14 protein-coding genes are annotated in these 16,366 nt (G+C 65.9%); 7 read left to right on the forward strand and 7 right to left on the reverse strand.

Annotated elements, in window-relative coordinates; all coding sequences use genetic code 11:
* The first annotated feature begins 235 nt into the window (after positions 1-235).
* From BRAS3809_RS03290 to BRAS3809_RS03300, 3 genes are all read left to right on the forward strand, one after another.
* Complete coding sequence (locus BRAS3809_RS03290) at positions 236-1,123, forward strand: alpha/beta fold hydrolase (RefSeq protein WP_008960684.1); 888 nt, start codon at positions 236-238, stop codon at positions 1,121-1,123.
* Positions 1,124-1,254: 131 nt separating this feature from the next.
* The gene (locus tag BRAS3809_RS03295) at positions 1,255-2,013 is read left to right on the forward strand and encodes a vWA domain-containing protein (RefSeq protein WP_008960685.1); all 759 of its coding nucleotides are present in this window, start codon (positions 1,255-1,257) and stop codon (positions 2,011-2,013) included.
* A gap of 99 nt (positions 2,014-2,112) precedes the next feature.
* On the forward strand, positions 2,113-2,829 hold the full coding sequence (locus BRAS3809_RS03300) for a DnaJ domain-containing protein (RefSeq protein WP_008960686.1): 717 nt from the start codon (positions 2,113-2,115) through the stop codon (positions 2,827-2,829).
* Between the two features lie 233 nt (positions 2,830-3,062).
* Here BRAS3809_RS03300 and BRAS3809_RS03305 read toward each other — a convergent pair whose 3' ends face one another.
* Positions 3,063-4,802 (reverse strand): serine hydrolase, encoded by a 1,740-nt coding sequence (locus tag BRAS3809_RS03305; RefSeq protein ID WP_008960687.1) that lies wholly within the window; start codon positions 4,800-4,802, stop codon positions 3,063-3,065.
* Positions 4,803-5,240: 438 nt separating this feature from the next.
* Between BRAS3809_RS03305 and BRAS3809_RS03310 the strand changes: the two genes are divergently transcribed.
* Complete coding sequence (locus BRAS3809_RS03310) at positions 5,241-5,582, forward strand: phasin family protein (protein WP_008960688.1); 342 nt, start codon at positions 5,241-5,243, stop codon at positions 5,580-5,582.
* Between the two features lie 102 nt (positions 5,583-5,684).
* On the opposite strand, the gene BRAS3809_RS03315 is transcribed toward BRAS3809_RS03310, so the two are convergent.
* Complete coding sequence (locus BRAS3809_RS03315) at positions 5,685-7,445, reverse strand: TadE/TadG family type IV pilus assembly protein (RefSeq protein WP_035655181.1); 1,761 nt, start codon at positions 7,443-7,445, stop codon at positions 5,685-5,687.
* 484 nt (positions 7,446-7,929) lie between these two features.
* On the opposite strand from BRAS3809_RS03315, the gene clpS reads away from it, so the two are divergent.
* Positions 7,930-8,262: an ATP-dependent Clp protease adapter ClpS gene (gene clpS / locus BRAS3809_RS03320; RefSeq protein WP_008960690.1), complete on the forward strand. Its 333-nt coding sequence runs from the start codon at positions 7,930-7,932 to the stop codon at positions 8,260-8,262.
* Between the two features lie 326 nt (positions 8,263-8,588).
* On the forward strand, positions 8,589-10,979 hold the full coding sequence (clpA, locus tag BRAS3809_RS03325) for an ATP-dependent Clp protease ATP-binding subunit ClpA (protein WP_008960691.1): 2,391 nt from the start codon (positions 8,589-8,591) through the stop codon (positions 10,977-10,979).
* A gap of 235 nt (positions 10,980-11,214) precedes the next feature.
* Here the strand turns inward: clpA and BRAS3809_RS03330 are convergent, their stop codons facing one another.
* From BRAS3809_RS03330 to BRAS3809_RS03345, 5 genes are all read right to left on the reverse strand, one after another.
* Positions 11,215-11,979: a sulfite exporter TauE/SafE family protein gene (locus tag BRAS3809_RS03330; protein WP_008960692.1), complete on the reverse strand. Its 765-nt coding sequence runs from the start codon at positions 11,977-11,979 to the stop codon at positions 11,215-11,217.
* Between the two features lie 58 nt (positions 11,980-12,037).
* Positions 12,038-13,462: an MFS transporter gene (locus BRAS3809_RS03335; RefSeq protein WP_008960693.1), complete on the reverse strand. Its 1,425-nt coding sequence runs from the start codon at positions 13,460-13,462 to the stop codon at positions 12,038-12,040.
* A 99-nt stretch (positions 13,463-13,561) separates the two neighbouring features.
* On the reverse strand, positions 13,562-13,897 hold the full coding sequence (locus tag BRAS3809_RS03340; RefSeq protein WP_008960694.1) for a c-type cytochrome: 336 nt from the start codon (positions 13,895-13,897) through the stop codon (positions 13,562-13,564).
* 33 nt (positions 13,898-13,930) lie between these two features.
* The gene (locus BRAS3809_RS36470; RefSeq protein ID WP_008960695.1) at positions 13,931-14,092 is read right to left on the reverse strand and encodes a hypothetical protein; all 162 of its coding nucleotides are present in this window, start codon (positions 14,090-14,092) and stop codon (positions 13,931-13,933) included.
* A 48-nt stretch (positions 14,093-14,140) separates the two neighbouring features.
* Positions 14,141-15,097, reverse strand: a complete 957-nt coding sequence (locus BRAS3809_RS03345) for an AraC-like ligand-binding domain-containing protein (protein ID WP_008960696.1) — start codon at positions 15,095-15,097, stop codon at positions 14,141-14,143.
* A gap of 192 nt (positions 15,098-15,289) precedes the next feature.
* Between BRAS3809_RS03345 and BRAS3809_RS03350 the strand changes: the two genes are divergently transcribed.
* The gene (locus tag BRAS3809_RS03350; protein ID WP_008960697.1) at positions 15,290-16,303 is read left to right on the forward strand and encodes a carbon-nitrogen hydrolase family protein; all 1,014 of its coding nucleotides are present in this window, start codon (positions 15,290-15,292) and stop codon (positions 16,301-16,303) included.
* Positions 16,304-16,366 lie beyond the last annotated feature (63 nt).

Here is a 16,366-nt window from a genome sequence, read left to right on the forward strand (position 1 = left end):
TTACCGTCAAATTCATGACTGATTTGAACCCGACGTTGAGGGTTCGCGTCGCATGGGAAAGGGCCGGAACAGCCCTATGCTGCACAGCAACTAGGTGCGCCGCACAACAGACGGGCGATGGATACACAACATTTAGCCTTCCTGTCACAGCGCCGTTACATATACTGAACAGAACGGGTCGCGAGAGTCTCATAGGTTTTTAACTATCTTTGGTTGTAGCTCCCGAGGGACGAACATGAAGCGTGGAATAACCGTCCTGTTGTCCGTCAGCGTGTTGGCGGCCGTCGGCTACTTCACCGCCAGCAAGTGGGCGATCAGGCACGAGACCATCCGGTTCTATGATGCGTCGCGCGGCAACCGCCTCGTCGAGGTCGCCGTCGCCGTCCGTCGCGACAAGGAGATGCAGGCCGAGGCCGGCATGATCAAGCTGCCGGTCGCGGTCCTCAATCACGGCAACACCGTCAAGTTCACCGAGTACTCGTTCGTGGCCAACGTGTTCGCCGCGCGCGGCTACATGGCGGTCAGCATCCAGCATGACCTGCCGACCGACCCGCCGATGGTGACCAAGATCGGGGAGCCCTATGTCGGCCGCCTGCCGCAGATCCAGCGCGGCGTCGCCAACATCCGCTTTGCCGTCGAGCAGATGCGCCAGATCCAGCCGAACGCCGACTACGACCACCTGACGATGGTCGGCCATTCGATGGGCGGCGACATCTCGATGTATTTCGCCAAGCAGTATCCGGACGACGTGCGCAAGGTCGTGACGCTCGACAATCTGCGCGTCCCGTTCGTGACGGATGGCAAGTTCAAGATCCTATCGTTCCGCTCCAACGACCCGCAGTTCAAGACCGATCCCGGCGTGATCCCTGACAACGAGATCTGCGAGAAGGAAGGCATCACGGTCGTCAAGACCGACTTCCAGCACAACGACATGCGTGACACCGGGCCCGACGAGGCCAAGTCGTCGATCCAGGCCATGCTCGACAAGTTTCTCGCCGACAGCGACAGCTCCAGCGACATTGGCCCGGTCAAGACCAAGGCGCCGCTGCTCGATCCCGGTCCGGTGGCGCCCTATGCGCCGGTCGGCAAGACGGCGACGCCGGCGAAGCCACTGACCCACTGAGCTGCCGAGCACCTTTGACCGCCGAGCGGTTGTCCGCGCCCCCGTGACGGCGGGCGGCGCAGGTTATGGGCGGCGCCGTTGCGCGCCGGAGCCAGTCCGCCCACATCATGTGCACCTGAGCAGGTGTGCACATGGCCGATGATCCCTCCCGATCCCGTTCCGCTCCAGTGTCCTCCGGCGATGATGTTTCGCACCGCCGGCAGCTGCCGGAGGCTGAGCCATCGACGGCCGCCGCGATTGCGGCGTTCGTCGCGCGAGCCCAGGCGCTTGCGCCGGCGGCGCCGGGGACCAGGGGGCGGCTCGTTTTCGCTCTCGATGCAACCATGAGCCGCCAGCCGACCTGGGACATGGCCTGTGCGCTCCAGGCTGACATGTTTCGCGAGGCGGCCGCCCTTGGAAGCCTCGACATCCGGCTGGTCTACTATCGCGGCTTCAACGAGTGCCGTGCGACCGGCTGGATCTCCGACAGCGCCGAGCTCGCCCGCCTGATGGGCAGGATCGATTGCCGGGGCGGCAAGACCCAGATCAGCAAGGTCCTCGCCGAGGCCCGCCGCAACGCCACGTCGGCCGGCATTCGAGCCGTCGTCTTCGTCGGCGACGCGATGGAGGAGAGTGTCGACGAGCTCTGCGCCAAGGCCGGCGAACTCGGCCTCTTGAAGGTCCCCCTGTTCATGTTCCAGGAGGGCCAAGATCCAGCCGCCGAGCAGGCGTTTCGCGAGATGGCGCGGCTGTCGAATGGCGCGTGGTGCCGCTTCGATCCAGGCGCAGCGTCGCAGCTTCGCGAGCTGCTGCGCGCCGCTGCGGCCTATGCGGCTGGAGGACGCGACGCGCTGCTGCGGCTCGCCGCGTCACAGGGCGCTGCTGCGCATCTGCTGGGCCAGATCAAATGAAGCCCGGCGAGCGTCGGCCCGTGCTCCGAGCCTGACGGCCCGCGGGCACGGTTCAGAGGCGATCATGCATTTTGCCGGAACAGGCTCTATATTCGCCTCATGACACTGATCGCTGGCGCTGTTGCCGTCATTACCCTGTACCTGCTGCTGCAGATGTTTCGCGCGGCAAATCCGGCGGCGCTGGCCCGCGCCATCAAGATGGCGGGCGGCATCGGCTGTCTCGCTGTCGCGGCCTTCACCGGCATTCGCGGCGAGCTGGTGGTCGCAATTCCGATCGGACTGTTCGGAGCGGGCCTGCTGGGCTGGACGCCAGGCGGCCTCGGCCCTCTCGGCAGCATGTTCGGCATCGGCAGCCCGCGATCGTCGGGGCAGAGTTCGCGCGTCCGCTCGCAGTTCATCGAGATGATGCTCGACCACGACAGCGGCCAGCTGCAGGGCCGCTTCGTCGCCGGACCCAATGCCGGCCGGTCGCTCGACGACTTCGATCTGCCGCAGCTCGCGGCGCTGCTGCCGAGCCTCGATGCCGAGAGCGTCGCGCTACTTGAAGCTTATCTGGACCGCCGGTTTCCCGCTTGGCGTCAGCACGCGCAAGGCGATGCTGCAGGGGGGCAGCGCCGCGCGGCGTCGAGCTCCAAAATGACGCTTGAGGAGGCCTATCAGATCCTTGGCCTGCAGCCGGGCGCGGGGCGTGACGAGATCGGGCGTGCCCACCGTGCGCTCATGAAGAAACTGCATCCCGACCAAGGGGGGTCGACGTATCTCGCCGCCCGGGTGAACGAGGCCAAGGATACTCTGCTTCGTACGCATCACGGCTAACTCCGGCAACGCCACCAACGCTACAAGACCGAACCTGCTTCCATCACAGTCATGTCGACGCCCGTGGCTCTCGGCTTTGTCAGGCGCGATCGTTCGACATGGTGAAAAAGTTCTAGCGGCAATTCCTTGACGAGTGGTTTGCGCGAGCCGGCTCGCAGCGGTGTCGCGCGCAGGCAAAGAAAAAGGCCCGCGCCTGTGTCGCGCGGGCCTCACATGCGGTGATATCGGGTGAGCTAGTTGTGCACGGTCATGCAGGAGATGTCGGCGCGCTTGAGCCTCTTGCACACCGCCTCGGCCTGATCGCGATCGAGACCGGCGAAGCGGGCGCGGATCAGCGTCTTGTCGCCTTTCGACACCTGCTCCGTGAACGGATCGGCCTTGCTGAGGAGGCCCTGCGCCGAGCTGCGCGCGGCCTCGATGCGCTTCTGCGCCTCGGCCTCGCTGTCGAGCGCGCCGACCTGGATGATCCAGCCGCTGCGCGTCACGGTGGTGCGGGTGGGGGCTTCGGGAGCCGGGATGGCCGAGGCGATCTGGACCGGCGGCGGAACCGGCTGGGCCGGAGGAGCCGCATAGGCCATCGCCTGCGAGGATGCGGGCGGCAGGCTGGAGGCCGGCAGCACGCCGAGAATGCCGTTGCCGGTGCCGTGGCCCGGGGGCTGCGGCGGCATGTCCGGCCGCGCGGCGGCCTCGGCGCGCGCGATCTGCGGCGCCGGCTCGATCGCCTCGACCCGCTGCGCGAACGGCGCGGCTGGCTGCGGCGCGGCGGTGGCGAGCTTGACGGTGCCGGCCTTGACCTGAACCGTCCGCACCTTCACCGGCTTCATCGGCTCGGTCGAGCCGGGGACCAGCGAGATCGGCTGATTCTGGATGACGCCGCTGGTCATCGGCGCCGGCTCCACCTTGGCTTCCTTGGGCGCCGACGGCGGCAGCGCCGCGGTGGCTTCCGAGAGGGCCGACATCAGCTTGGCGGCACGGCTCGGCGCCGGAGCCTCCGGCGCGGCCGAGGCGAGCTGGACCGTGCCCTGGGCGTCGCCGGCGTCGGAGCCGCCACGCTCGCCGATCGCCGCGACCGTGCGCTTGGTCGCGCCTTTCTCGAGGTTCTCGGCCAGCAGGTTGCGCATGATCGCGTCGCGCGAGCCGCCGCTGCGGCCGCCGAGCACGACGCCGACCAGGAAGCGGTTGCCGCGATGCATCGAGGTCACGAGGTTGAAGCCGGAGGCGCGGGTGTAGCCGGTCTTGATGCCGTCGACGCCTTCGACGCTGCCGAGCAGGCGGTTGTGGCCGGTGATCGTATGGCCTCGGAAATTGAACGCCGTGGTCGAGAAATAACGATAATAGCGCGGGAAGCGGTCCTGGATCGCACGTCCGAGGATCGACTGGTCGCGCGCCGTCGTGATCTGCTCGTCGGCGGGCAGGCCGGAGGCGTTGACATAGGTGGTGCGGCTCATGCCGAGGGCCCGCGCCTTGCGCGTCATCATCTTGGCGAACTCGTCCTCGTCGCCACCGATCGCTTCGGCGATCACGACCGCGGCATCGTTGGCCGAGCGGGTCACGACACCCTTGATCGCGTCCTCGACGCGGATGGTCTGGCCGGGGCGCAGGCCGAGCTTGGTCGGCGACTGCTCCGAGGCGTGCTCGGAGACCGGCATCTCGGTGTCGAGCTTCATCTTGCCGGAGTCGAGACGCTCGAAGAGCAGATAGAGCGTCATGATCTTGGTCAGCGAGGCCGGGTGCCGCAGCGAGTCTGGATTGGTCGCGGTGAGTGTCGCGCCCGAATTGCCGTCGACGATGATCGAGGCGAACGCCGGGCTGTAGCTGCCCTCGTCGTTGCGGGGGGAGTGACGCGCGTGATGCCGGTGGTGCCGGCGCGCTTCCGCGCTGTCGACGGTGACCACTGCCGCCGCCGCGACGGTCAGCAGCCCATAAACGCCAACCCGCAGCAGGCGCGAGGAAGCCAAGTTTTTGCGAAGCATGAAATCCCCGTCCAATTTCTGACGTGATCACCGGAAGTTGAGGCGAAATTGTGCCAAAACGCTCCCGTGATCTTTGCCTGTCGGACCTCCAGTTTGCGCCTCGACGCGGTGATGCATCGAAGGGCCCGAACTGAGGTTTTGTTAAGACGCTGTTTTAGAACAGCTTTACGGTTCGGCCGACGCTGGCCGGGACCACAGGAGAGGTTAGGACGGTCGAGTTGCCAAAGGATTAAAGAAACCTTGCTCCGATGGCGCGGATTTCGGCCGAACTGCCCCTGATCGGGGCGGCTCGAGGTGCCATGCATTTGGCGCGCCGCAATTCCCTGAATGGTGCATTGCACAAGATTCTTGCTTATTTTGTGCGGTGCACTATATTGTGATCGCGTCAGGGAGCCGGGCTTCCCTGAGGGCGCTCAAAGTCAGGGAAAGGAATGCCACATGTTTAAGGTTGAAGACTTCCAGAATTACGGCAAGGAGCAGTTCGAGACCGTGGTGAACTCCGCCACCACCGTGCAGAACGGCCTCCATGCGATCGCCACCGCCTATGGCGACTACACCAAGAAATCCTTCGAGGACACCAAGTCGTTCGTCGAGAAGCTCCAGGGCGTGAAGTCGCTGGACAAGGTGCTCGAGGTCCAGACCGAGTTCGCCAAGTCGGCCTACGAGACCTTCATCGCCGACTCGCAGAAGATCGCCGGCCTGTATTCGGATCTCGCCAAGCAGGCGTTCAAGCCGCTCGAAGGCCTCGCCGCCAAGTTCACCCCGCCGGCCGCGCATTGAGCGCAGCCGCCGCGAGGTGACAGTCGAAAGCCCGGCTCGCGCCGGGCTTTTTTGTTGGCGGCTTTTTTGTCGGCGGCGCCGATGAAGAGTGCAGCACCGTCGCTATTTGGCGACGCGCAGCTTCGACAGCGCGGTTCCGATCGTGTTGAAGGTGGTCACGATCTGGCTGGAGCTCGTCAGCATGTAGAACTTGTCCGGACTCGAGGCGCAGTTCTGCAGCACCGTCGAGGTCGGATCGGCCGGGGAGGAGGTGTTCACCTGGATCGTGTAGATCGTGTACATCGCATTGCCCTTGGCATCCCTGGTGTTCTTCAGGTTGGAGCAGAGCAGGGCCTGGCGCGCGTCGATCGGGTTGCCCGAGGCCTGGGTGGCGCCGTTGCCATAATCGGGCCAGCGATCCTCGGTGTTGAGGCCGTCCGAGAGCAGGATGATCACGCGGTTGTAGGTGGTGTTGGCGTCCTCGGCCGGCGCGCCGAGCACGCCGTTCGGGATCAGTGACTGCACCGCCCACGCCAGGCCGATCGCCTGGTTGGTGCCGCCGGTCGGCTGCATCGCGTTGACCGCGCTCTTCAGCGAGCTCCAATTGTAGCTGAGCGGAACGATCTGGGCGAGCTTGGTCGTGGCGCTGCTGCTGCAATACTGGGTGTTGTTCTCCATGTGCTGGTTGGCCGGGAACAGCGTCGTGACGTCGGACAGCGCGGGCAGCACGGCGTTGGCGTCGTTCGGTTGGGTACGGTCGGCGACGCAGCCGGTCCAGCTGCTGGTGGCATTGGCGACCCAGGTCTTGGTGTAGGTGTTCACCGTGCATTTGGTGGTGCTGTAGCTGCCGGTGCAGGCGCAGGTCGAATTGGCGCCGGTGCAGCTGCAGCCGCTGCCGGTGCAGTAGGTCACGACCGTGCTGGTCTTGGTGCTGGTCCAGCAGCCATTATAGTAGCTGTGCGAGGCGGAATCGTAGCCGGGGCAGATGTATCCCGCATAGCTGCCGCTCGCCGGGATCGACGACACGCCCGAGCTGCCGCTCGCCGGTCCGCTGGTGCAGCCGAAATAGGAGAAGCCGTTGCCGGAGGTGAACGGGCAGGACGAGCCCGGCCCGACCATGTCCCACTGCGCCTGCGTGAACTTGGCGTTCGGGATCGCGGCCTGGTAGGAGCCGTTGTTGGGCTGGACCGTGGGCGGATTCTGCCAGTCGGTCCAGTCGATCCAGTTCTGGGTGTAATTGCTGGCGCCGACATTCACGACCTTGGCGAACGGAATCAGCGAGATCTGGACGTCGCCCGGGGTCTTGGCGAGCGCGCTGAGCTGGTCGATCAGGCCGCCGCTGCCGGCCACCGCGTTCTGCAGGGCGGTCATCTTGCTGCTGGAGGCCATCGAGCCGGTGTTGTCGAGCGCCAGCGCCACCCGCATCTTCACGTCACCCCAGGTCGTGGTGGCCTTGGTGTTGAAGTCCATGGTCGGAAAGCCCGCCAGTTGCATGAACTGCGTCACGATCTGGCCGGAGGCGGTCAGCTGGATGGTGGACGCGGTGGTGCTGGTCGAGGCCGTATAGTTCGCCGTGACCGCGACGTTTTTGGCGTCGGCGCTGGTGTACATGGCCTTGAAATAGGCGGATGCCTTGGTTCCGATGTCGGCCGCCGTGATCGTGCCCTGCGACAGGTCGCGCGACAGCATCAGCGCGGTCGAATCGAGGGCGGCCTGCATCGACGATTTGGCCGCATTGGCCCGGCTGTAGTCGATGCCGGCACCGACGAAGGCCAGGACCGGCAACAGCGCGATGGCGAAGGTCACGGCGATATTGCCTCGGGCGTCGCGGGCGAAGCGGCGCACGGTACGGCGGCAGACGCGGATGAGGGAGGCGGTGGTCATGTCGCTCACCAATGATGGTTTTCCGCGGGCTTTTTCGGGCCGCGTCCGTCAAGGGCGGGTGAATCTCGATCTCGAAAACCCGAGGGATCACCGCAGCATGGCACCGCACCCCGCGGCGGAGCCGGTTCCCTGTCAAGGCGCGGTGAATCGGCTTTGTAAAATGCGATCGGTTTGATTAACCTTCGCAGCATCGCCGGGGGCGGGAATCGGTCCTGCCGGAGCGCCGCTCCATTCGGGGATGCGCTTGCGGCAAACCGGCCACTGACCCATATTCCTGGTGTCGGTCCGACCGGACCGGTCGGCAGGGACAGGCGATCTGGAACGCAGGACCGGGTGGCGAAGCGGCCCGGTGGGGACAATCCCAGTCAGGGACAATCCCAGTCAGGGACAATGCGGGAAACTCTTTTTTGGGGTCCTCGCAGCATTATCTAACGCGTGCAAGATGTCGCAGCCAAATTCCAGATTGAACCGATCCGCGCCCAGGATGAGCAATAACGACAACAAGTCCGGTGGCACCGGTGGCCCGGTCACATCCGTGATCACCAAGGTCAAGCCGAAGACCAAGCGTCCCAACCTCTACCGCGTCCTGATCCTCAACGACGATTACACGCCGATGGAGTTCGTCGTTCACGTCCTGGAGAAATTCTTCAACAAGGACGTCGAGGCCGCGACCAAGATCATGCTCCACGTGCACCATCACGGCATCGGGGAGTGCGGCGTCTTCACCTACGAGATCGCCGAGACCAAGGTGACCCAGGTGATGGACTTCGCCCGCAAGCACCAGCACCCGCTGCAGTGTGTGATGGAGAAGAAGTAGCGCGGTGCTCGCGCAGGCAGCGAAACCGGGCGGGGCGAAGGCTCACCGGAGTCACCACTACGGAACATGCGCCGAGGCACGGGTGCGCCCGGGGAAATACGGCCGCCGTGTCAGCTTCGCGGGCGGTTCGAAATGGGTGCCGTTCGGTTGTCGCAGCCGGATTTGCCGCAATCGGAACGGGTTTTGCATTGACGATCCGGTGAACCTGTAATCGAGGCGCTCGGCCGGTCTTTTGTCGCACTCGGTTATAACTATATTTGACAAAGGTTGTTGTTGCCTGACCGGGCGGCGGCGATCATGATGGCAGGGGGCCACAGAGGACGCGCATGCCGACTTTTTCTCAAAGCCTTGAACAATCCCTGCATCGTGCGCTGGCGATTGCCAACGAGCGTCATCATCAATACGCGACATTGGAACATCTCCTTTTGTCCTTGATCGATGACAGCGATGCAGCGGCCGTGATGCGCGCGTGCAGCGTCGACCTCGACAAGCTGCGCGGCAGTCTCGTGAACTACCTCGAAACCGAGTTCGAAAACCTGGTGACGGACGGCAGCGACGACGCCAAGCCGACCGCCGGCTTCCAGCGCGTGATCCAGCGCGCCGTGATCCACGTTCAGTCGTCGGGGCGCGAAGAGGTCACCGGCGCCAACGTGCTGATCGCGATCTTCGCCGAGCGCGAGAGCCACGCCGCCTACTTCCTGCAAGAGCAGGACATGACGCGCTACGACGCCGTGAACTACATCAGCCACGGCATCGCCAAGCGCCCTGGTGTTTCCGAAGCGCGCCCGGTTCGCGGCGTCGACGAGGAGACCGAGACCAAGGGCAACGAGGACTCCAAGAAAAAGGGCGAGGCGCTGGAAACCTATTGCGTCAATCTCAACAAGAAGGCTCGCGACGGCAAGATCGATCCGGTCATCGGCCGTAACTCCGAGATCAACCGCGCCATCCAGGTGCTGTGCCGCCGGCAGAAGAACAACCCGCTGTTCGTCGGCGAAGCCGGCGTCGGCAAGACGGCGATCGCCGAAGGCCTCGCCAAGCGCATCGTCGACAGCGAGGTGCCGGAGGTGCTCTCGGCCGCCACGGTGTTCTCGCTCGACATGGGCACCTTGCTCGCCGGTACGCGCTATCGCGGCGACTTCGAGGAGCGCCTGAAGCAGGTGCTGAAGGAGCTCGAGGCGCATCCGAACGCGATCCTGTTCATCGACGAGATTCACACCGTGATCGGTGCGGGTGCGACGTCGGGCGGGGCGATGGATGCCTCGAACCTCTTGAAGCCGGCGCTGGCCTCGGGCTCGATCCGCTGCATGGGCTCGACGACCTACAAGGAATATCGCCAGCACTTCGAGAAGGACCGCGCGCTGGTGCGCCGGTTCCAGAAGATCGACGTCAACGAGCCGTCGGTGGAAGATGCGATCGCGATCCTGAAGGGCCTCAAGCCGTATTTCGAGGATTATCACCGGCTGAAATACACCAACGAGGCCATCGAGGCCGCGGTGCAGCTGTCGTCGCGCTACATCCACGACCGCAAGCTGCCGGACAAGGCGATCGACGTGATCGACGAATCCGGTGCGGCGCAGATGCTGCTGGCCGAGAACAAGCGCAAGAAGACGATCGGCATCAAGGAGATCGAGACCACGATCGCCTCGATGGCGCGGATCCCGCCGAAGAGCGTGTCGAAGGACGACGCCGAGGTGCTCAAGCATCTCGAGCAGACGCTCAAGCGCGTCGTGTTCGGACAGGACAAGGCGATCGAATCGCTGTCGGCCTCGATCAAGCTGGCGCGTGCCGGCCTGCGCGAGCCGGAGAAGCCGATCGGCTGCTACCTGTTCTCGGGTCCGACCGGCGTCGGCAAGACCGAGGTGGCCAAGCAGTTGGCGGCGACGCTCGGCGTCGAGCTCCTGCGCTTCGACATGTCGGAGTACATGGAGCGGCACACGGTGTCGCGCCTGATCGGCGCACCTCCCGGCTATGTCGGCTTCGACCAGGGCGGCCTGCTGACCGATGGCGTCGACCAGCATCCGCATTGCGTGGTGCTGCTGGACGAGATCGAGAAGGCGCATCCGGACCTGTACAATGTGCTGCTGCAGATCATGGATCACGGCCGGCTCACCGACCACAACGGCAAGCAGGTCAACTTCCGCAACGTCATCCTGATCATGACGACGAATGCGGGCGCGGCGGATCTCGCCAAGCAGGCGTTCGGCTTCCACCGCTCCAAGCGGGAAGGCGACGACCACGAGGCGATCAACCGGCAGTTCGCGCCGGAATTCCGCAACCGCCTCGACGCGGTGGTGTCGTTCGCGCATCTCGCGGTCGACGTGATCGGCATGGTGGTCGAGAAGTTCGTGCTGCAGCTCGAGGCCCAGCTGGCCGACCGCGACGTCACGATCGAGCTGTCGGAGCCGGCCAAGGCCTGGCTGATCCAGCACGGCTATGACGAGCAGATGGGCGCGCGCCCGATGGGTCGCGTGATCCAGGAGCACATCAAGAAGCCGCTGGCCGACGAGGTGCTGTTCGGCAAGCTCAAGGGCGGCGGCCACGTCCGTGTCGTCCTGGTCAAGGACGAGTCCGGCGTGGACGAGAAGATCGGCTTCGAGTTCGTCGACGGCCCGGTCTCGCCCAAGTCGGAGGTCCCGGCCGCGCGCAAGCGCAAGCCGAAGTCCGGCGGCAACGGCCCGAAGGGCCCGGCCCCGAAGGGACCGCTGGTCAAGGCGTGATGCGAGAGCATTGAATGAAAAGGCCGGCTTCGCGCCGGCCTTTTTGTTTGGCAGCGCGATCGTCGATTAAATTAATAGGTGGGGCGCGGATTGTGCTCGTGCCCAGCCATCTCAATGCGTGATGGCCGGGACAAGCCCGGGCGTGACGCGCAACAAATTGGCAGCCATCATTGTTGCATAGGCCGTCTTCTGCCGATGCGATCGACTTGCCCCTTGAAAGACAGCCTCGCCGTCCTCAGGCTGGCTTGATGAAGAAATACACCGTCAGGCCGCAGCCGACCGCAATCACGAAGCGCCGCACATAGGCCGGCGGGATGGTCTGGCTGAGCCGCGCGCCGACGAAGCCGCCGGCCATCGCAGCCGCCATCATGGTCAGCGTCTCCAGCCAGTGTACGCGGCCCGAGAATGCGAAGATGGCGGAGGCCATGATGTTCATCAGCGCCGCCAACCAGATCTTCAGGCCGTTCATCGCGCGGATATCGCGCATGCCATAGAACACCAGGGCAGCGAGCATCAGGATGCCGATGCCGCCGCCGAAATAGCCGCCATAGATCGCGATCACGAACTGTACCGCCTGGATCGCCCGCGGCCCGAGCCAGCGTGCGCCATCCTTCGGCGTGAAGCGCATGCCGAAGGCGAACACCGTCGTTGCGAACAACAGCAGCCACGGCACCAGGCGGCTGAACGCCGCCGATGGCGTCACCAGGAGCAGCACGGCGCCGAGCGTGCCACCGATCAGGCTGATGATCGACAGCCGGACGAGGTCGCCGCGCCACGGTGCCTTGGCGTCACCCAGGATCTCGCGCGAGGCATAGGCGCTGACGAATTGACCCGGGCACAGCGCGACCGTGCTCGAGGCATTGGCGTCGATGGCCGGGATACCGGCGGCGAGCAGGGTGGGAAAGGTCAGGAAGGCGCCGCCACCGGCCAACGCGTTGACGATGCCCGAGCCAAAGGCGGCGAGCGCGAGCAGGCTCAGCATCGTCCAGTCGGTCGTCATCCCGCCCGCCCATGTCTCATTGATCTAAGTCTGTAGGTATCATGTTGCGGATTCGAGATCACTCGCCCTTCAGCCGCTGGCCGTCATGGACACGGACATGCTCCGCGCCGCGCGCGCCGGCGGGCGACAGCCGCAGCATGCTCAAGAAGGCGCCGACCAGGGCGAAGCCGACGCCGGTCAGCAGCGACAGCCTTGTGCCGTCGCTCGGGTCGATCGCCAAGAACATCGCGACCAGCGCCGCGCCCGTGGTCTGGCCGAGCAGGCGGGCGGTGCCGAGCATGCCGCTGGCGCCGCCGGCGCGCTCGCGCGGCGCGGCCGCGATCATGGTGCGGTTGTTCGGCGTCTGGAACAGGCCGAAGCCGCAGCCGGCCAGTGCCATTCGCCAAACGACGTCCCAGGCCTGCGGCTCGCGCGGCAACAGGCCGAGCGTGAGCAGGCCGCCGGCAAAGATGACGAGGCCGATGCCGCCGAGCAGGCCGGCCGGCACGCGCTCGACGAGGCGGCCGGCGATCGGCGCGGTCAGGCCGACCGCGATCGGCCAGGGGGTGATCAGCAGGCCCATCTGCACCGGCGAATAGCCGAAATGACTTTCGAGGTAGAACGGGATCGCGACGAAGGCGAGCATCTGGCCGCAGAACGAGGAGATCGAGGTCGCGATCGACAGCGCGAACACCGGGATGCGCAGCAGGTCGAGCGGCAGCAGCGGCGAGGCCATGTGGGTCTGGCGATACACCAGCCACACGCCGGCCGTGATGGCGACGACGAACTCGATGGCGCAGGTGACCAGCGCTTCACCGTGGCCGAGGCTGTCCACGGCGGCAATCAGGAAGCCGAAGGTGACCGCGCTCAGCGCCGCGCTCTGCCAGTCGAACATGTGCGGCGCGCGCGGCGTTTGCGGCAGGAAGCGGAAGCCGAAGGCGAAGGTGACGATGCCGAGCGGCACGTTGATCGCGAACAGCCAGGGCCAGCTGCCGACCGCGAGGATGCCGGCCGCGATCGTCGGGCCGACGGCCGCGGACACCGCCACCACCATCGCATTGATGCCGATGCCGCGGCCGAGCAGGCTGTGCGGATAGGTGAAGCGCACCAGCGCCGAGTTGACGCTGAGAATGCCGGCGGCGCCAAAACCCTGCAGGATGCGCGCGAGCGTCAGCAGCAGCAGGCTGTCGGCCAATGCGCAGAACAATGAGGCGGCGGTGAACAGCACGAGGCCGGCGAGATAGACCCGGCGATAGCCGATGATCTCGCCGAGCGAGGCCAGCGGCAGCAGCGAGATCGTGACCGCGAGCTGATAGCCGTTGACGATCCAGATCGAGAACGCCGGGCTGGCGTTGAGATCCCTGGCGATCGTCGGCAGCGCCACATTGGCGATCGCGCCGTCAACCACCGCGAGCACGATGCCGAGCGCAATCGTGACGATCGCCCAGGTGCGCTGCGGCAGCGGCAGGCCGTCAGCATGCAGGGTGGTGCTCGTCGACGTCATCGCGGAGGCTCCGGCCGCAGCCGGGCCGCGGTTGGTGGACGGGAACGGGCAACCGCGACGCACAATCCCGGTTCCATGCTCCAGGGCAACGCGGAGGCGTCACCGTCGCTTGGGGCGGACCTGGATCGCCTTGAGATAATTGACCACCGCTTCCGCGTCCGCCCGGTTGAACTGGAAGCTCGGCATGTCCTTGTGGATCGTCGACAGCCCGGTCTGCAGCCGCTGGGCAAAGTCTTCGTCGTAGAGCTTGCTGTCACCGAAGGTCCTGAACGGAGGGGCGTCGGGATGCGGGCTGGCGCCGGCGGAGCCTATCGCATGGCATCGGCTGCAAAGGCTTTGCAAGAGCGCTTTTCCTCGCTTCTGCTCGCCGTCCAGCGCATGGCTGGCGGTGGCGGTCAGTGCCAGCCAGACAAGAGCGGCTCCAATTCGGCGCATCATCGATCTCGTTTCAAATAGCGGTGCGCACGCCTACCATCGGCCTTCGGCCTTGCCATAGGCGTACAGCGCGATCAGGCCGAACGTCACCGCCGTCGAGCCGATCAGCACGATGCGGTCCCAGCGCAGCCGGGTTTCGTCGTCGCGCTGCAACGTCAGCAGCGAGAACAGGGCTTTCATGGCAAAGCGGCGCATGCGCAAGGTCCGGCTTCGGCCCGGCTCGGAGAGCAGGATTGCGGCAGTCTAGCGCGCCAGGCTGCTGCGGCGCCACTCGCGCGGCGACTGGCCGAACTGCTCGCGAAACACGCGGCCGAAATGTGAGAGGTCGTTGAAGCCCCAGCTGAACGCGATCTCGCTGATCTGGCGATGTGCCGATGCCGGCGCGGCGAGGTCGCGACGGCATTGCTTGAGGCGCTCGGCCAGCACGAAGCGCTGGAATGACAGCCGCTCGTCGGAGAACAGGTCGTTGACGTAGCGCGACGACAGGCCAAGCTCGCGCGCGATCTCCGGCAACGACAGCTCTGCATCGGCGAGACGGCTGCGGACATGCGCCTTGATGCGGTACAGCAGCGCCGCGCGATGGCTGGAGGCGGGCAGGGGTTGGGTGCGCAGCCGCTCAGCCAAGGTCATCGCCAGCAGGTCGGCGGCCTGGTCGGCCAGACGGTCGGCGTGCTCGGCGCCGATGTGGTCGGCGCGCTCGCACAGCTTGACGATGAAATCATAGGCCAGCGGTTGCAGCGGGCTGTCGGCGCCGAAGCTGGTCGCCGTGATGGTTTCGGTCGCCCCGATCCTGCGTTGCAGCATGTCGCGCGGCAGCTTGAACACGGTCTGCCGGAAGGCGGCGTCGAATTGCAGTTCATACGGCCGGGTCGTGTCGTAGATCGCGAATTCGCCGGGACGGATCACCGTGTCGCGGCCGTCCTGGGTGACGCCGCCGATCCCTTCGCGTCCGAGCGCGATCAGCACGTAGTCGGCATCCGCGCGCGCGATGCGCTGCGAGGTGCGGCGCACGCGCTGCCGGTCGGAGGCCACCTCGGAGCAGACGGCGCGGCCGAGCGTCGTGTGCGTCACCGCGCCCCGAAACGCGCTGCCGAGATCAGAGCTGCAGTCGAGCCCGACATAGACGTCGCAGACGATGTCCTGCCACAGCGCCAGCCGGCGATGGCCCGGGCTTCCCTCCGTGGTGAACAGGACCGGCATCGCTGGGCCTCCCTTCGCACCTGTGCCAATGGACGGTCGGACATGCAGCAATTTCCGGGCCGGCCGGTCGCGCCCAGCCGGCTCCAGTCGAGTTTTCGTTCCCGGCAAGACGAGCGCGAATGACGGCCAAGGTCAATACTCCCCGGTGAACGGCGGCACGGCGCCGCCATCCGGCAGAGGGGAGACCGTGCAATGGGACTGGCACATCCGAAATACAAGGTCGCGGTGGTGCAGGCGGCGCCGGCCTGGCTCGACCTGGACGCCTCGATCAAGAAGACCATCGCGCTGATCGAGGAGGCGGCCGACAAGGGCGCCAAGCTGATCGCCTTCCCGGAGGTCTTCATCCCCGGCTATCCCTGGCACATCTGGATGGACTCTCCGGCCTGGTGCATCGGCCGCGGCTTCGTGCAGCGCTATTTCGACAATTCGCTGGCCTATGACAGCCCGCAGGCCGAAGCCCTGCGCACAGCGGTGCGCAAGGCGAAGCTGACGGCGGTGCTCGGCATCTCCGAGCGCGACGGCGGCAGCCTCTACATCGCGCAATGGCTGATCGGCCCGGATGGCGAGACCATCGCCAAGCGCCGCAAGCTGCGGCCGACCCATGCCGAGCGTACCGTCTATGGCGAGGGCGACGGCAGCGATCTCGCCGTGCACGATCGTCCCGACATCGGCCGGCTCGGCGCACTGTGCTGCTGGGAGCACCTGCAGCCGCTGTCGAAATATGCGATGTATGCCCAGAACGAGCAGGTGCATGTCGCGGCGTGGCCGAGCTTCTCGCTGTACGACCCGTTCGCGCCGGCGCTCGGCGCCGAGGTCAACAACGCCGCCTCGCGCGTCTACGCGGTGGAAGGCTCGTGCTTCGTGCTGGCGCCGTGCGCCACCGTTTCGCAGGCGATGATCGACGAATTGTGCGACCGGCCGGACAAGCACGCGCTGCTGCATGTCGGCGGCGGCCACGCCGCGATCTTCGGCCCCGACGGCTCGTCGCTGGTGGAGAAGCTGCCGCCGGAGCAGGAGGGGCTGCTGATCGCCGAGATCGATCTCGGCATGATCGGCATCGCCAAGAACGCCGCAGATCCCGCCGGGCACTATTCGCGGCCCGACGTGACCCGGCTGCTGCTCAACAAGAAGCCGTTCAATCGCGTCGAGGCGTTTGCGCTTCCGGTCGATACGCTTGCGCCTGGTGAGGCCGCGGCCGGCGGCTAGCCGACCGCGCGGTCGCTAGGTCCCGGCCTCGGGCTGCGCCGGCGGCGGTGCCGCGCGGCGCGG

This window comes from Bradyrhizobium sp. STM 3809 (genome assembly GCF_000239795.1).
Classification (GTDB): Bacteria; Pseudomonadota; Alphaproteobacteria; order Rhizobiales; family Xanthobacteraceae; genus Bradyrhizobium.

What these genes read in the sequence shown, in the direction of transcription:
- BRAS3809_RS03290 (WP_008960684.1), top strand. Translation starts at nt 236, where the DNA reads ATGAAGCGTGGAATAACCGTCCTGTTGTCCGTCAGCGTGTTGGCGGCC.
- BRAS3809_RS03295 (WP_008960685.1), top strand. Translation starts at nt 1,255, where the DNA reads ATGGCCGATGATCCCTCCCGATCCCGTTCCGCTCCAGTGTCCTCCGGC.
- BRAS3809_RS03300 (WP_008960686.1), top strand. Translation starts at nt 2,113, where the DNA reads ATGACACTGATCGCTGGCGCTGTTGCCGTCATTACCCTGTACCTGCTG.
- BRAS3809_RS03305 (WP_008960687.1), bottom strand. Translation starts at nt 4,802, where the DNA reads ATGCTTCGCAAAAACTTGGCTTCCTCGCGCCTGCTGCGGGTTGGCGTT.
- BRAS3809_RS03310 (WP_008960688.1), top strand. Translation starts at nt 5,241, where the DNA reads ATGTTTAAGGTTGAAGACTTCCAGAATTACGGCAAGGAGCAGTTCGAG.
- BRAS3809_RS03315 (WP_035655181.1), bottom strand. Translation starts at nt 7,445, where the DNA reads ATGACCACCGCCTCCCTCATCCGCGTCTGCCGCCGTACCGTGCGCCGC.
- clpS (WP_008960690.1), top strand. Translation starts at nt 7,930, where the DNA reads ATGAGCAATAACGACAACAAGTCCGGTGGCACCGGTGGCCCGGTCACA.
- clpA (WP_008960691.1), top strand. Translation starts at nt 8,589, where the DNA reads ATGCCGACTTTTTCTCAAAGCCTTGAACAATCCCTGCATCGTGCGCTG.
- BRAS3809_RS03330 (WP_008960692.1), bottom strand. Translation starts at nt 11,979, where the DNA reads ATGACGACCGACTGGACGATGCTGAGCCTGCTCGCGCTCGCCGCCTTT.
- BRAS3809_RS03335 (WP_008960693.1), bottom strand. Translation starts at nt 13,462, where the DNA reads ATGACGTCGACGAGCACCACCCTGCATGCTGACGGCCTGCCGCTGCCG.
- BRAS3809_RS03340 (WP_008960694.1), bottom strand. Translation starts at nt 13,897, where the DNA reads ATGCGCCGAATTGGAGCCGCTCTTGTCTGGCTGGCACTGACCGCCACC.
- BRAS3809_RS36470 (WP_008960695.1), bottom strand. Translation starts at nt 14,092, where the DNA reads ATGCGCCGCTTTGCCATGAAAGCCCTGTTCTCGCTGCTGACGTTGCAG.
- BRAS3809_RS03345 (WP_008960696.1), bottom strand. Translation starts at nt 15,097, where the DNA reads ATGCCGGTCCTGTTCACCACGGAGGGAAGCCCGGGCCATCGCCGGCTG.
- BRAS3809_RS03350 (WP_008960697.1), top strand. Translation starts at nt 15,290, where the DNA reads ATGGGACTGGCACATCCGAAATACAAGGTCGCGGTGGTGCAGGCGGCG.